Annotated in this window: 11 protein-coding genes; 3 read left to right on the forward strand and 8 right to left on the reverse strand. The window is 72.0% G+C overall.

The features are described from left to right. Positions 1–90: 90 nt before the first annotated feature. The 4 genes from infB to rimP form a co-directional block, all read right to left on the reverse strand. Complete coding sequence (gene infB, locus ACGFW5_RS06830; RefSeq protein ID WP_393833126.1) at positions 91–3,225, reverse strand: translation initiation factor IF-2; 3,135 nt, start codon at positions 3,223–3,225, stop codon at positions 91–93. Between the two features lie 148 nt (positions 3,226–3,373). Next, the gene (locus tag ACGFW5_RS06835) at positions 3,374–3,652 is read right to left on the reverse strand and encodes a YlxR family protein (protein WP_328308940.1); all 279 of its coding nucleotides are present in this window, start codon (positions 3,650–3,652) and stop codon (positions 3,374–3,376) included. Positions 3,653–3,805: 153 nt separating this feature from the next. Then, positions 3,806–4,795, reverse strand: a complete 990-nt coding sequence (nusA, locus tag ACGFW5_RS06840) for a transcription termination factor NusA (RefSeq protein ID WP_393833127.1) — start codon at positions 4,793–4,795, stop codon at positions 3,806–3,808. 2 nt (positions 4,796–4,797) lie between these two features. Next, on the reverse strand, positions 4,798–5,346 hold the full coding sequence (gene rimP / locus ACGFW5_RS06845) for a ribosome maturation factor RimP (protein WP_393833128.1): 549 nt from the start codon (positions 5,344–5,346) through the stop codon (positions 4,798–4,800). Between the two features lie 233 nt (positions 5,347–5,579). On the opposite strand from rimP, the gene ACGFW5_RS06850 reads away from it, so the two are divergent. Genes ACGFW5_RS06850 through ACGFW5_RS06860 form a run of 3 tightly spaced genes read left to right on the forward strand, consistent with a single transcriptional unit; the run spans position 5,580 to position 7,486 of the window. Continuing rightward, positions 5,580–6,101 (forward strand): hypothetical protein, encoded by a 522-nt coding sequence (locus ACGFW5_RS06850; RefSeq protein ID WP_393833129.1) that lies wholly within the window; start codon positions 5,580–5,582, stop codon positions 6,099–6,101. Next, positions 6,101–6,547, forward strand: a complete 447-nt coding sequence (locus ACGFW5_RS06855) for a ferritin-like domain-containing protein (RefSeq protein WP_393833130.1) — start codon at positions 6,101–6,103, stop codon at positions 6,545–6,547. Before ACGFW5_RS06850 ends, ACGFW5_RS06855 begins: the two co-directional genes overlap by 1 nt. A 39-nt stretch (positions 6,548–6,586) precedes the next feature. Next, positions 6,587–7,486: an aminoglycoside phosphotransferase family protein gene (locus ACGFW5_RS06860; protein WP_393833131.1), complete on the forward strand. Its 900-nt coding sequence runs from the start codon at positions 6,587–6,589 to the stop codon at positions 7,484–7,486. 588 nt (positions 7,487–8,074) lie between these two features. Here ACGFW5_RS06860 and ACGFW5_RS06865 read toward each other — a convergent pair. From ACGFW5_RS06865 to ispG, 4 genes are all read right to left on the reverse strand, one after another. Then, entirely contained in the window at positions 8,075–9,775 is a 1,701-nt protein-coding gene (locus ACGFW5_RS06865; protein ID WP_393833132.1) for a proline--tRNA ligase, read from the reverse strand. 74 nt (positions 9,776–9,849) lie between these two features. After that, complete coding sequence (locus ACGFW5_RS06870; protein ID WP_393833133.1) at positions 9,850–10,413, reverse strand: GNAT family N-acetyltransferase; 564 nt, start codon at positions 10,411–10,413, stop codon at positions 9,850–9,852. Positions 10,414–10,442: 29 nt separating this feature from the next. After that, a complete protein-coding gene (locus ACGFW5_RS06875) occupies positions 10,443–11,288 on the reverse strand; it encodes a GNAT family N-acetyltransferase (RefSeq protein ID WP_393833134.1) in 846 nt (281 codons plus the stop codon). Between the two features lie 410 nt (positions 11,289–11,698). Further along, positions 11,699–12,856 carry a flavodoxin-dependent (E)-4-hydroxy-3-methylbut-2-enyl-diphosphate synthase gene (gene ispG / locus ACGFW5_RS06880; RefSeq protein WP_393833135.1) on the reverse strand — a complete coding sequence of 386 codons (1,158 nt, stop codon included), beginning with the start codon at positions 12,854–12,856 and terminating at the stop codon, positions 11,699–11,701. Positions 12,857–13,071 lie beyond the last annotated feature (215 nt).

Genomic DNA, 13,071 nt, shown 5'->3' on the forward strand with positions numbered 1-13,071 from the left:
GAACCGTACCGGAACGGCCGGGGCCGATCGACGGAAATAATCTTCCCGCCGATCGGCCCCGACTGCTGAGGTACGGGTCAGCCTCGCGGACTAGCCGCGCGGCTTCTCGCGCATCTCGTACGTCGCGATGACGTCGTCGATCTTGATGTCGTTGAAGTTTCCGAGGTTGATACCGCCCTCGAAGCCTTCGCGGATCTCGGTGACGTCGTCCTTGAAGCGACGCAGACCCGAGATGTTGAGGTTCTCCGCGATGACCTTGCCATCGCGCAGCAGGCGCGCCTTGGTGTTGCGCTTGACCTCGCCCGACCGGACCAGGACACCGGCGATGTTGCCCAGCTTGGACGAGCGGAAGATCTCGCGGATCTCCGCCGTGCCGAGCTCGACCTCTTCGTACTCCGGCTTGAGCATGCCCTTGAGGGCCGCTTCGATCTCTTCGATCGCCTGGTAGATGACCGAGTAGTACCGGACGTCGACGCCTTCGCGGTCCGCCATCTGGGCCGCGCGGCCCGCTGCGCGGACGTTGAAGCCGATGACGATCGCGTCGGAGCCGGTCGCCAGGTTGATGTCGGACTCGGTGACCGCACCCACACCGCGGTGCAGGACACGGATGTCGACCTCGTCGCCGACGTCGAGCTGGAGCAGCGAGGACTCGAGGGCCTCCACCGAACCGGACGCGTCGCCCTTGATGATGAGGTTGAGTTCCTGCACCAGACCGGCCTTGAGGGCCTCGTCCAGGTTCTCCAGGGAGAACCGCACACCCTTGCGGGCGAAGCGGACGTTGCGCTCACGGGCGGCACGCTTCTCGGCGATCTGACGGGCCGTACGGTCCTCGTCGACGACCAGGAAGTTGTCGCCGGCGCCCGGGACGTTGGTGAGACCGAGGACGAGGACCGGGGTCGAGGGACCCGCCTCTTCCACGTTCTCGCCCTTGTCGTCGAGCATGGCGCGCACGCGGCCGTAGGCGTCGCCCACCACCATCGTGTCGCCGACCCGCAGGGTGCCGCGCTGGACCAGGACGGTCGCGACGGCGCCGCGGCCCTTGTCCAGGTGGGACTCGATCGCGATGCCCTGCGCGTCCTGCTCCGGGTTGGCCCGCAGGTCGAGCGAGGCGTCGGCGGTGAGGACGACGGCCTCCAGAAGGGACTCGATGTTGAGGCCCTGCTTGGCGGAGATGTCGACGAACATCGTGTCGCCGCCGTACTCCTCGGCCACCAGACCGAACTCGGTGAGCTGACCGCGCACCTTGGTCGGGTCCGCGCCCTCGACGTCGATCTTGTTGACCGCGACCACGATCGGCACGTCGGCCGCCTTGGCGTGGTTCAGCGCCTCGATCGTCTGGGGCATCACACCGTCGTTCGCCGCCACCACGAGGATCGCGATGTCGGTGGACTTGGCACCACGGGCACGCATGGCGGTGAACGCCTCGTGACCCGGGGTGTCGATGAAGGTGATCCTGCGGTCTTCACCGTTGACCTCGGTGGCGACCTGGTAGGCACCGATGTGCTGCGTGATGCCGCCGGCCTCGCCCGCGATGACGTTCGTCTTGCGGATCGCGTCCAGAAGGCGGGTCTTACCGTGGTCGACGTGACCCATGACGGTCACGACCGGCGGACGCGCGACGAGGAATTCCTCGCCGCCCTCGTCCTCGCCGAACTCGATGTCGAAGGACTCCAGCAGCTCGCGGTCCTCCTCCTCGGGGCTGACGATCTCAAGGATGAAGTTCATTTCATCCGCGAGGAGCTTCAGCGTCTCGTCGGAGACGGACTGCGTGGCGGTGACCATCTCGCCGAGGTTCATCATCACGCCGACGAGCGACGCCGGGTTGGCGCCGATCTTCTCGGCGAAATCGGTCAGCGAGGCACCGCGCGACAGGCGGACGGACTGTCCGTTGCCGCGGGGCAGCATGACGCCGCCCACCGACGGGGCCTGCATGGCCTCGTACTCCTGGCGCCTCTGACGCTTCGACTTGCGACCACGACGGGCGGGCCCGCCGGGACGGCCGAAGGCACCCTGCGTGCCACCACGGCCACCCGGACCGCCGGGACGGCCCTGGAAACCGGGACGACCGCCGAAGCCGCCGCCACCACCGGGAGCGCCGCCACCCGGACGGGGGCCGCCGAAGCCGCCGCCGCCACCGGGACGACCGCCGCCACCGGGACCGGCCGGACGGCCGGCGAAGCCGCCGCCGCCACCGGGACGACCGGCGCCGCCACCCGGACGGCCACCGGGGCCACCGGGACCACGGCCACCGGGGCCGCCACCGGGACGCGGGGCCGCGGCGGGACGCTGCGGCATCATGCCGGGGTTGGGACGGTTACCGCCGGGAGCGCCGCCACCGGGACGCGGAGCGCCACCCTGCGGACGGGGCATGCCGCCCGGGCTCGGACGGGCGCCGCCCTGACCCTGGGGACGCGGGGCGCCGCCGGGGCCGCCCTGCGGACGCGGAGCGCCACCGGGGGCACCGGGGCCGCCGGCCGGACGGGGCGCGCCGCCGCCGGGACGGGGCGCCTGCGGGCGCGCCATTCCGGTGGAGCCACCCGAGGTGAAGGGGTTGTTGCCGGGACGCGGACCGGCCGGGCGGGAACCACCCGGGCGGGGTGCGCCCTGACCCGCGGGGCGGGCCGGACGGTCGCCGCCACGGCCACCGTCGCGCTGGCCACCGTCACGCTGACCGCCGGCCGGAGCCGGACGGGAGGCGGCGGGACGCGGGCCGGGGGTGGCGCCGGCGGGACGCGGAGCCTGCTGGGGCGCCGCGGGCTGGGCCGGAGCCGGAGCCGAGAACTCGGCGGCGGGCACCGGGGTGACCGGGGCCGGCTTGGCCGGGGCGGGCTTCGGACCCGGGCGGGGGCCCGAGGCGGCCGGAGCCGGAGCAGAGGGGGTGCTGCTCGCCGGGGCCGCCGGGGCGACCGGCGCGGCGGGGGCCGCAGGCGCGGCGGGGGCCGGCTTGGGGGCCGGGGCGCCGGGCTTGGGGGCAGCGGGACGTGCCGCGGCGGGCGCCGCGGGCTTGGCAGGCGCGGCCTTGCGGGGCGCGCCGGGCTTGGCAGCGGACTTGCCGGCGTTGCCGCCGGGCCCCTGCAGTGCGTCAGTCAACTTGCGTACAACCGGCGCCTCGATCGTCGAGGACGCCGAACGGACGAATTCACCGAGTTCTTGGAGCTTGGCCATGACGACCTTGCTCTCCACCCCGAACTCCTTGGCGAGTTCGTATACCCGGACCTTAGCCACTTCGCTCCTTTTAGGTCCGGGTTACCGCCGGACCGTCGCTACTTCATGGGCGTACTCATCGCGTACTCATCGAGTGCTCATCGCAATCTCGACCTACTTCCAACTCGCGAGGTACCTGACCGCACGGGATTCCGTGCCGTACTTCTTCTTACGTTGCTGCCTGCTCGACGTAGTTCCGCACATCCGCGGTGTCGAGCGCTTCCTTGGCCCTGAAGGCCCGGGAGAACGCCCGGCGGCGGACCGCCTGGTCGAGACAGACCGAGGCGGGGTGAACGTACGCACCCCGGCCGGGCAGCGTACCGCGAGGATCGGGGGCGCAAGCACCCTCGATCACCACGATGCGCAGCAGATCGCTCTTGGCCGCTCGCTCCCGGCAACCCACGCAGGTTCGCTCAGGGCAGGCGCGGGCATGCGTCCGGCCAGACACGTTTAAGTCTACCTCCCCGTAGCGACCTCACCCCTTGGGGGCAAAAATCGAACGGTTGTTGTCCAGAAAGCTCCACCCTGCCCCGTCGAACGGGGGCAGGGCCACTTTTTATTCCCGCCGGGCCGGTCGGACCGGCCCGCTCGGCCGGGTCGCTCAGCCCTCGTCCGGCTGCTCGGTGTCCGGGCGGATGTCGATGCGCCAGCCGGTCAGCCGCGCGGCGAGGCGGGCGTTCTGGCCCTCCTTGCCGATGGCCAGCGAGAGCTGGTAGTCCGGCACGGTCACCCGGGCGGAGCGGGCGGCGAGGTCCACGACCTCGACCTTGGAGACCCGGGCCGGGGACAGCGCGTTGGCCACCATCTCGGCAGGGTCGTCCGACCAGTCGACGATGTCGATCTTCTCACCGTGAAGTTCGGCCATGACGTTGCGCACGCGGCTGCCCATGGGACCGATGCAAGCGCCCTTGGGGTTGATGCCGGAGCGCGTCGACCGGACGGCGATCTTCGTACGGTGACCGGCCTCGCGAGCGATGGCGGAGATCTCCACCGAACCGTCGGCGATCTCCGGGACCTCAAGGGCGAAGAGCTTCTTGACGAGGTTGGGGTGGGTGCGCGACAGCGTCACGGACGGACCGCGTACGCCCTTCGCCACCCGGACGACGTACGTGCGAAGGCGCAGCCCGTGCGTGTACTCCTCGCCCGGCACCTGCTCCTGCACCGGCAGCATGGCCTCCATCTTGCCGATGTCGACCAGCACGTTCTTGGGGTCCTTGCCCTGCTGGACGACGCCGGTGATGACGTCGCCCTCACGGCCGGCGAACTCGCCGAAGGTGATGTCGTCCTCCGCGTCGCGCAGGCGCTGAAGGATGACCTGCTTGGCGGTGCTCGCAGCGATCCGGCCGAAGTCGGAAGGCGTGTCGTCGAACTCCTTCGCCTCCTGGCCCTCTTCCAGATCGGCCGGGTCTTCCTTCGCCCACACCGTGACATGACCGTTCTCACGGTCGAGCTTCACGCGCGCACGCCGGAAGCTGCCCTCGGTGCGGTGGTAGGCGATGAGGAGCGCCGACTCGATCGCCTCGACCAGCAGGTCGAAGGAGATCTCCTTCTCCCGGACCAGGCCCCGCAGGGCACTCATGTCGATGTCCACGGCTACGCCTCCTCTTCGTTGTCAATGTCGTTCGGGATGTCGTTCTCGCTGTCTGCTGCGATCTCGTTCTTTCCGTCCTTGCGGTTGAACTCGATCTCGACCCGCGCCTTGGCGATCTCGGCGAAACCGATCCGGCGGGCGGTCGGCTTGCGCCCCTTCACACCCGGGATCTCGGCGTCGATGCCGTCGTCGTCGGCCTTGAGGATCCGCGCGACCAGCTCGTCGCCGCTGTGCAGCTGGAGGCGGGCGAGGCGGCCGGTGGCCCGCAGGTAGTGGCGGAGTTCGGTGAGAGGGCGTTCGGCGCCCGGAGACGTCACTTCGAGGACGTACTCCTCCTCGCCCATCGCATCGCTCTCGTCGAGCAGTTCCGAAGCGGCCCGGCTCAGCTCGGCGCAGGCGTCGAGCTCCACGCCCTCGTCGGAGTCGACCACGATCCGCAGCACGCGCCGACGTCCCGCCCGGGACACCTCGATCTCTTCGAGGTCCAGATCCTTGGCCTTGACGAGCGGTTCGAGTAGACCCCGCAGCCTGTCGCTCTGGGTGGTGCTCATCCGGGTGACTCCTCGGCCGCGTCTGCTGTTGTGGGGATCGTCGTCGCGCACGGCGGCCGTCGTGGGACCGGCGCCGTCAGATCAAAGGGTATCCGGTCCGGAAGGGTGTTGCCGTCCACGTCCCCGGGCCCGCGGGTACGCTCGCCTGCGGTGATCACTCGGTCACCGGCGGACCGGCACACAGGGAGTGACACGTGCGGCACCCGGGGACCACGCGAAGGCGTGTGCTGGCCGTGACAGGAGCGGCGACCGCAGGTCTGCTGGCCGGCTGCTCGCAGGACCCGTCCGAGCGCGGCGGGCGCGGTTCGGCGACCGGCGCGCGGGAGGCGGCGGCCCGCGCGGAGACGGCGCTGCGCGCCAGGACCTCGGCCGCGAGCCGGGCGCTGGTCGAGCGGTACGACGCGACGCTCGCGATGCATCCTTCGCTGCGGAACCGGCTCGCGCCACTGCGCGACCAGGCGTCCCAGCACGCGGCGGCGCTGGCCTCCCCCGCCGCCACGGGACCGGCCTCCCCGTCGCCCGGCGGCACGGGTGCGGCCTCCCCGTCCCCCGCCGGCTCCCCCACCACCTCCGCCGTCTCGACGGTCGCGGCGGACGCCGACGAAGCCCTGAAGGAGCTCGCGGACGCCGAACGCCGCACATCCGACGCCCAGTTGGCGGCGCTGGCCACCGCGTCGCCCGAGCTCGCCCGCCTCCTCGCCTCGGTGTCGGCGTCCGGCGCGGGACACGCCTACCTTCTCGCCGGGGGTGCCTGATGGCCGAGCCCCTGGACGCGGCACAGGCCGCGCTGGCCGCCGAGCACGCGGCGGTGTACGGGTACGGGGTGCTCGGCGGCCGGCTCTCCGGCACCCGCGCCACCGAGGCCCGGGACGCCTGCACCGCGCACCGCTCCCGCCGCGACGCGCTGGCCCGCACGGTGCGTGACCTGGGCGGGTCACCGGTGGTCGCGGCTGCCGCCTACGCTCTGCCGTTCGCCGTGCCCGACGCCGCCGCCGCGCTGCGGCTCGCCACGGAACTGGAGGACCGGGTCGCGGACGTCTACTCCGATCTCGTCCGTTCCGCCGAGGGCGCGCTGCGCCAGGAGGCGGCCGCCGCGCTGCGGGAGGCGGCGGTGCGGGCCGTGCGCTGGCGCGGCGGGAGCGTAGCCTTTCCTGGGCTCGCGGAACGTCCGAGCGCACCGGTTCCACCGGCCAGTACCTGACGTCCACCGGCCAGTACTTGCGCAAGGGGCACTACACGTATGGCTTTCGAACCGCCTGAGCGGCTGGTACGCGCGCTCGGCGAGACGTACGGGGACGAGCCGGCCGAAGCCTGGCTCGGCCGGCTGCCCGAGCTGGCGGCCCAGTCGGCCGCGCGGCGCGGGCTCACCGTCGACCGGGTGCAGGCCCCCGGCGGCCGTTCCAGCCTCGTCGCCCTCGTACGCCGACCCGACGGCGGCCCCGCCGCCCTCAAGGTCGCCCCCTCCTTCGCCCGGCCCGACCTGGAACGCGCGGCCCTCGCCCACTGGAACGGCTGGGGCTCGGCCCAGCTCCTGGACGACGACGCGGGTGACGACGCGCTGCTCGTGGAGCGGCTGCATCCCGAGGTGTCGCTGCGCTCGCTGCCCGAGGCGAAGGCGCTGCTCGAAGCGGCAGGGACGGTACGGCGGCTGTGGGTCGAGCCGCCCGGCGGCCACGCCTTCGAGACGGTGGCCGCGCGCACGGAGCGCCAGAGCGTGCCGATGCGGGCACCGCAGGATCCCGAACTCGCCCCGCTCGTCGCGGCGGCCCTGACGGCCCGCGACGAACTGGCCGCCAGCACGCCCGAGTTGCTGCTCCTGCACGGCAACTTCCGTCAGAGCAAGGTGCTTTCGGGCGAACGGGCGCCGTGGCTGACGGTGGGTCCCGAGCCGCTGGTGGGTGAACGCGCCTATGACTTGGCCCGGTTGGTACGGGACCGGGTGGAGGACCTGATCGCGGCGCCGAGCGGGGCGTCCTCGGCGCGCCGCCGCGTCAACAAGCTGGCCGACTCGCTGGACGTGGACCCGGCGCGGCTCCATGGCTGGACGCTGTTCCGCGCGGTCGAGTCGGGCCTGCGTGCCCGTGCGGCGGGCCGCCACCAGGACGCGGAGCTACTCCTCGAATTCGCCGGCTGGCTGTAACCCCCTTGGGGCTGCGCCCCAAACCCCGGGGGGATTGGCCCACCCACCCACCCATGACGGGGGTCGGACGGCCCAACCACCGGGGCTACGCCCCAGACCCCGGGGGTTGGCCCGCCCACCCACCCGTGACGGGGGACGAGTGGCCCAGCCACCGGGGCTACGCCCCAGACCCCGGGGATCGGCCCACCCACCCACCCGTGACGGGGGACGAGTGGCCCAGCCACTGGGGCTACGCCCCAGACCCCGGGGGGGCTACGCTCCCTGCACCCCGGCCCGGGCAGAGGCAAAACACCCCGCCAAGGTCGACCCCGCCAGGGGCGCGGGGAACTGCGCGACCAGCCCCCACCGCCCCGCAGGCGAAAAGCAACAGGATCCAGGGGCGCGAGGAACTGCGCGCGACCCGGACACGATCGACGCCGTACAACGAGGCTGGGGGCGCGGGGAACTGCGCGACCGGCCCCCACCGGCCCGCAGGCGAAAACCCACGGGACCCAGGGGCGCGAGGAACTGCGCGAGACCCGGACACGGGCGGCGGGGCGGCGCGCGGGGCCCCCGGGGCAGCGCCCCCGGGCCCCGTACAGCCGGCCGTCAGGCCGTGAGGCGGGCGATCGCCTCGGCCAGCGGCAGCTCCTCGCGCTCGCCAGTACGACGGTCCTTCAGCTCGAAGACGCCCTCCGCGACCCGCCGTCCCGCGACCAGGATCTGCGGCACGCCGATCAGCTCCGCGTCCGTGAACTTCACGCCGGGCGAGACACCGGCCCGATCGTCGACCAGGACCCGAAGCCCCGCCGCACGCAACTGCTCCGCCGCGTCCAGCGCCGCCTCGGTCTGCACGGCCTTGCCCGCCGCGACGACGTGCACATCGGCCGGCGCGATCTCGGCGGGCCAGCACAGACCCTTGTCGTCCGCGGTCTGCTCGGCGAGCGCCGCGACCGCCCGCGAGACGCCGATGCCGTACGAGCCCATCGTGACCCGCACCGGCTTGCCCTCCTTGCCGAGCACGTCGAGCTGGAAGGTGTCGGCGTACTTGCGGCCGAGCTGGAAGATGTGGCCGATCTCGATCGCGCGGTCCAGCTTGAGGCCGGCGCCGCAGGACGGGCAGGGGTCGCCCTCCTCGACCACGACGACGTCGAGGAAGTCGTCGACCTCGAAGTCACGGCCGCACACCACATTGCGTACGTGGGTGTCCGCCTTGTTCGCGCCGGTGATCCACGCCGTGCCGGGCGCGACGCGCGGGTCGGCGATGTAACGGACCTTCTCCAGGCCCTGCGGGCCGACGTAGCCGCGTACCAGGTCGGGGCGGTCCGCGAAGTCCTCGGCGGTGACGAGCTCGACGACGGCCGGGGCCAGGTGCTCACCGAGCTTGCCGAGGTCCACCTCGCGGTCGCCGGGCACGCCGACGGCGACGATCTCGCCGTCCACCTTGACCAGCAGGTTCTTCAGGGTGGCCGACGCCGGGACGCCGAGGTGCGCGGCGAGGGATTCGATGGTGGGGGTGTCGGGGGTGGCCAGCTCCTCGACGGGTCCGTGCGCGGAGCCGTCGACCGGGGTGGCCACGAACGTCACGGCCTCGGTGTTCGCCGCGTAGTCACACGCCGGGCAGTCCACGAACGTGTCCTCGCCCGCGGCGGCCGGGGCCAGGAACTCCTCGGACGCGGAGCCGCCCATGGCGCCGGAGACGGCGGAGACGATGCGGTAGTCGAGCCCGAGCCGCGCGAAGATCTTTTGGTAGGCGGCGCGGTGCAGCGCGTACGACTCGGCAAGGCCCTCGTCGGTGGTGTCGAAGGAGTACGAGTCCTTCATCTGGAACTCACGCCCGCGCAGCACGCCGGAGCGCGGGCGGGCCTCGTCGCGGTACTTGGTCTGGATCTGGTAGAGCATGACCGGCAGGTCCTTGTAGGACGTGCACTGGTCCTTGACCGTCTGCGTGAAGATCTCTTCGTGCGTCGGGCCGAGCAGGTACTCGCCGCCCTTGCGGTCCTTGAGGCGGAACAGCAGGTCGCCGTACTCCTCCCAGCGCCCGCTCGCCTCATACGCGTCCTTGGGCAGCAGCGCGGGCAGCAGGACCTCCTGCGCCCCGATGGCGTCCATCTCCTCGCGTACGACGGTGGAGATGTTGTCCAGGACCTTCTTGCCGAGCGGCAGCCAGGTCCAGATGCCCGCGGCGTTGCGGCGTACGTACCCGGCGCGCACGAGGAGCTTGTGGCTCAGCGTCTCCGCGTCCGCCGGGTCGTCACGCAATGTCTTGGCCATCAGACGGGACATGCGCTGAACCTGGGCGGCTGCCATGGATTTCTCTCCTGTACGTGCACGGGGTGATGCCTGGAGGTTAGCCGGGCGCCCCGAGTGCGCGGAAATCCGTTTCAGCGCGGCCCCTCGTGGCCGCGCCGCAGCAGGGGCAGCGGGGCGCCCATCACGGCGTACGGCCGGAACGCGCTGGGGAACTGCACACGGCAGGCCAGGTCGAGGTAGCCGAGCGCCCGGTACAGGGCGCGGGCGGGGCTCTCGGTGTCGATCGCGGAGAGGATCGAGCGGGGTTCGGCGGCGCCGTCGGTGATGGTGGTGATGAGTGCCCGGCCGAGGCCACGGCCCTGGAAGTCGGGGTGGACATGCAGCTCGGTGATCACGAAGGAGTCGTCGAGCCAGCCTTCGGCGCCGTTGTTGCGCAGGTACGGCTCGACGACGGTGGACCACCAGTGGGCACGGTCGTTGGGCATCCCGTACACGAAGCCGGCCAGGCGCCCGTCCGGTGTGGTGGCTCCGAGCGCCCTGGCCCCCGGATAGGTGAGGTGTCGCAGCACGATGTGGCGGCGTACCGCGACCTCGTCGGCGCCGAGGCCGAAGGCGAGGGCCTGCACGGCCAGCGCCTCGTCCACGCGGGCCGCGAGGTCGAGGGGCCCGACGGTCACGTCAGAGTCAGGAGCCATGGGCGCACCCTAACCTCAGAACAGCGGGCTCAGAACAGCACGCTCATGAACGCTCCGGTCTCACGGAAACCGACCCGGCGGTAGCAGGCGCGGGCCGGGGCGTTGAAGTCGTTCACGTACAGGCTGACGACGGGGGCGACGTCCGCGAGGGCGTACCGCAGGACGGCCGCCATGCCGGTGGCCGACAGGCCCTTGCCCCGGTGCTCGGGGGCGACCCACACGCCCTGGATCTGGCAGGCCTGGTTGGTGGCGGCGCCGATCTCGGCCTTGAAGACGACCTTGCCGTCCTCGACGCGGGCGAACGAGCGCCCGGAGGCGACGAGTTCGGCGACGCGGGCCTGGTAGAGCAGCCCGCCGTCGCCGGCCATCGGCGAGACGCCGACCTCCTCGGTGAACATCGCGATGCAGGCAGGCATGATCACGTCCATCTCGTCCTTGCGGATCCGGCGGACGCAGGGGTCGGGCTCGATGTCGTCCGGCATGCGCTCGGTGACCATGAGCGGCTGGTTGGGGCGTACGTCGCGGGCGGGGCCCCAGTGGGGTTCGAGCAGCCGCCACAGCTGGCTGGTGGGTTCGGCGGGGCCGACGATCGAGGAGCAGCGGCGGCCGGTGCGGCGGGCGCGGTCGGCGAAGGAACGTACCGCCTCGGGGGTGGCGCAGATCGGTACGAGGTTGGCGCCCGAGTAGCACAGGGAGCGGAGCCTGCCGTCGGTGTACCAGCCCCACATCTCGCCGCCGAGCCGCCAGGGGTCGAGGCCGGCGACCTGTACGCGGGAGGTCACGAAGGCGTTGGCGACCGGGTCGCTCTCCAGGATGGCGAGCGCCGCGCCGAGGTCGCCGGGGTCGAGGACCCGGGTGGTGGTCTGCGTCAACACGAGGGGGCCTCACGGGTACGGTCTGCTGATCTCCGCACTGTACCCGTCACCTCAACCCCCACGCCCTGGGGCTCCGCCCAGACCCCGTTCGCGCCTGAAGGCCGCTCGTCCTCAATCGCCGGACGGGCTGGGATGCCGATCCGGGCCGCGCCCCCCTGCCCCGGGGCTCCGCCCCAGACCCCGTCCGCGCCTGAACGGCGCTTCGTCCTCAAACGCCGGACGGGCTGAAGATGCCAATGCTGGCCGCCACCAAGTAGCCAGGGGCGCGGGGAACTGCGCGACTGGGCACGTACGGTCCGCAGATGCGAGCGGGGTGTTGGGCGCGGGCGGGGTCCGCCGGGAAGCGGGGGCGGGTCAGGGGCGGGCCCGCGCCCCCGGGGCTGGGTCGGGGGTGGGCCCGCGCTGCGGGGTCAGCCCGCCACCGACACCTGCGGCTCGCCGGAGGCGATGCCGTCCTTCTCCATCTGCTCGGCGATCTTCATCGCCTCGTCGATCAGCGTCTCCACGATCTTCGACTCCGGCACGGTCTTGATGACCTCGCCCTTCACGAAGATCTGGCCCTTGCCGTTGCCCGAGGCGACACCCAGGTCGGCCTCGCGCGCCTCGCCGGGGCCGTTCACGACACAGCCCATGACCGCGACGCGCAGCGGGACCTCCATGCCCTCAAGGCCCGCCGTGACCTCCTCGGCCAGCTTGTAGACGTCCACCTGGGCCCGGCCGCACGACGGGCAGGAGACGATCTCCAGGCGGCGCTGGCGCAGGTTCAGCGACTCCAGGATCTGGATGCCGACCTTGATCTCCTCGGCGGGCGGGGCGGAGAGCGAGACCCGGATGGTGTCGCCGATGCCCTCGGCGAGCAACGCGCCGAAGGCGACAGCCGACTTGATCGTGCCCTGGAACGCCGGGCCCGCCTCCGTGACCCCCAGGTGCAGCGGGTAGTCGCACTGCGCGGCGAGCTGCCGATAGGCGTTGACCATCACGACCGGGTCATTGTGCTTGACCGAGATCTTGATGTCCTGGAAGCCGTGCTCCTCGAAGAGGGAGGCCTCCCACAGCGCGGACTCCACCAGCGCCTCGGGCGTCGCCTTCCCGTACTTCTTCAGGAGACGCGCGTCCAGCGAGCCCGCGTTCACACCGATGCGGATCGGCGTGCCGGCGTCCTTGGCCGCCAGCGCGATCTCCTTGACCTTGTCGTCGAACTGCTTGATGTTGCCCGGGTTCACCCGCACCGCGGCGCACCCGGCGTCGATCGCCGCGAAGACGTACTTCGGCTGGAAGTGGATGTCCGCGATCACCGGGATCTGCGACTTCCGGGCGATCGTCGCCAGCGCGTCCGCGTCGTCCTGCGTGGGGCAGGCGACCCGCACGATCTGGCAGCCCGACGCCGTCAGTTCGGCGATCTGCTGCAACGTCGCGCCGATATCCGAGGTACGCGTCGTCGTCATGGACTGGACCGAGACCGGCGCGTCCCCGCCGACCGCGACCGAGCCGACCTGGATCTGACGGCTCTTGCGGCGCTCGGCCAGCCTGGTCGGTACGGCCGGCATTCCCAGTGAAATCGCAGTCATCTGCTGTGCAACCCCAAGGTGTGGATCAAGGTCCCGAGATCGGCGGGCTCCAGCCTTCGAGGTTACGTCACCCGGCGGGCACCCGGTGCACCGTGCCCCCACAGTTCACGCGAAGGGGCGCTCCGGGCCCGCTGCGGGCCCGAACCGCCCCTTGTGCGCCGCCTGCGCCGGCGTGCGTCTGCGGGCGACTGCATGCGTCAGCGGGCGTACCTCCG

Source organism: Streptomyces sp. NPDC048416 (assembly GCF_043200435.1).
Taxonomy (GTDB): domain Bacteria; phylum Actinomycetota; class Actinomycetes; order Streptomycetales; family Streptomycetaceae; genus Streptomyces.

What these genes read in the sequence shown, in the direction of transcription:
- rimP (WP_393833128.1), bottom strand. Translation starts at nt 5,346, where the DNA reads ATGAGCACCACCCAGAGCGACAGGCTGCGGGGTCTACTCGAACCGCTC.
- ACGFW5_RS06855 (WP_393833130.1), top strand. Translation starts at nt 6,101, where the DNA reads ATGGCCGAGCCCCTGGACGCGGCACAGGCCGCGCTGGCCGCCGAGCAC.
- ACGFW5_RS06860 (WP_393833131.1), top strand. Translation starts at nt 6,587, where the DNA reads ATGGCTTTCGAACCGCCTGAGCGGCTGGTACGCGCGCTCGGCGAGACG.
- ACGFW5_RS06865 (WP_393833132.1), bottom strand. Translation starts at nt 9,775, where the DNA reads ATGGCAGCCGCCCAGGTTCAGCGCATGTCCCGTCTGATGGCCAAGACA.
- ACGFW5_RS06870 (WP_393833133.1), bottom strand. Translation starts at nt 10,413, where the DNA reads ATGGCTCCTGACTCTGACGTGACCGTCGGGCCCCTCGACCTCGCGGCC.
- ispG (WP_393833135.1), bottom strand. Translation starts at nt 12,856, where the DNA reads ATGACTGCGATTTCACTGGGAATGCCGGCCGTACCGACCAGGCTGGCC.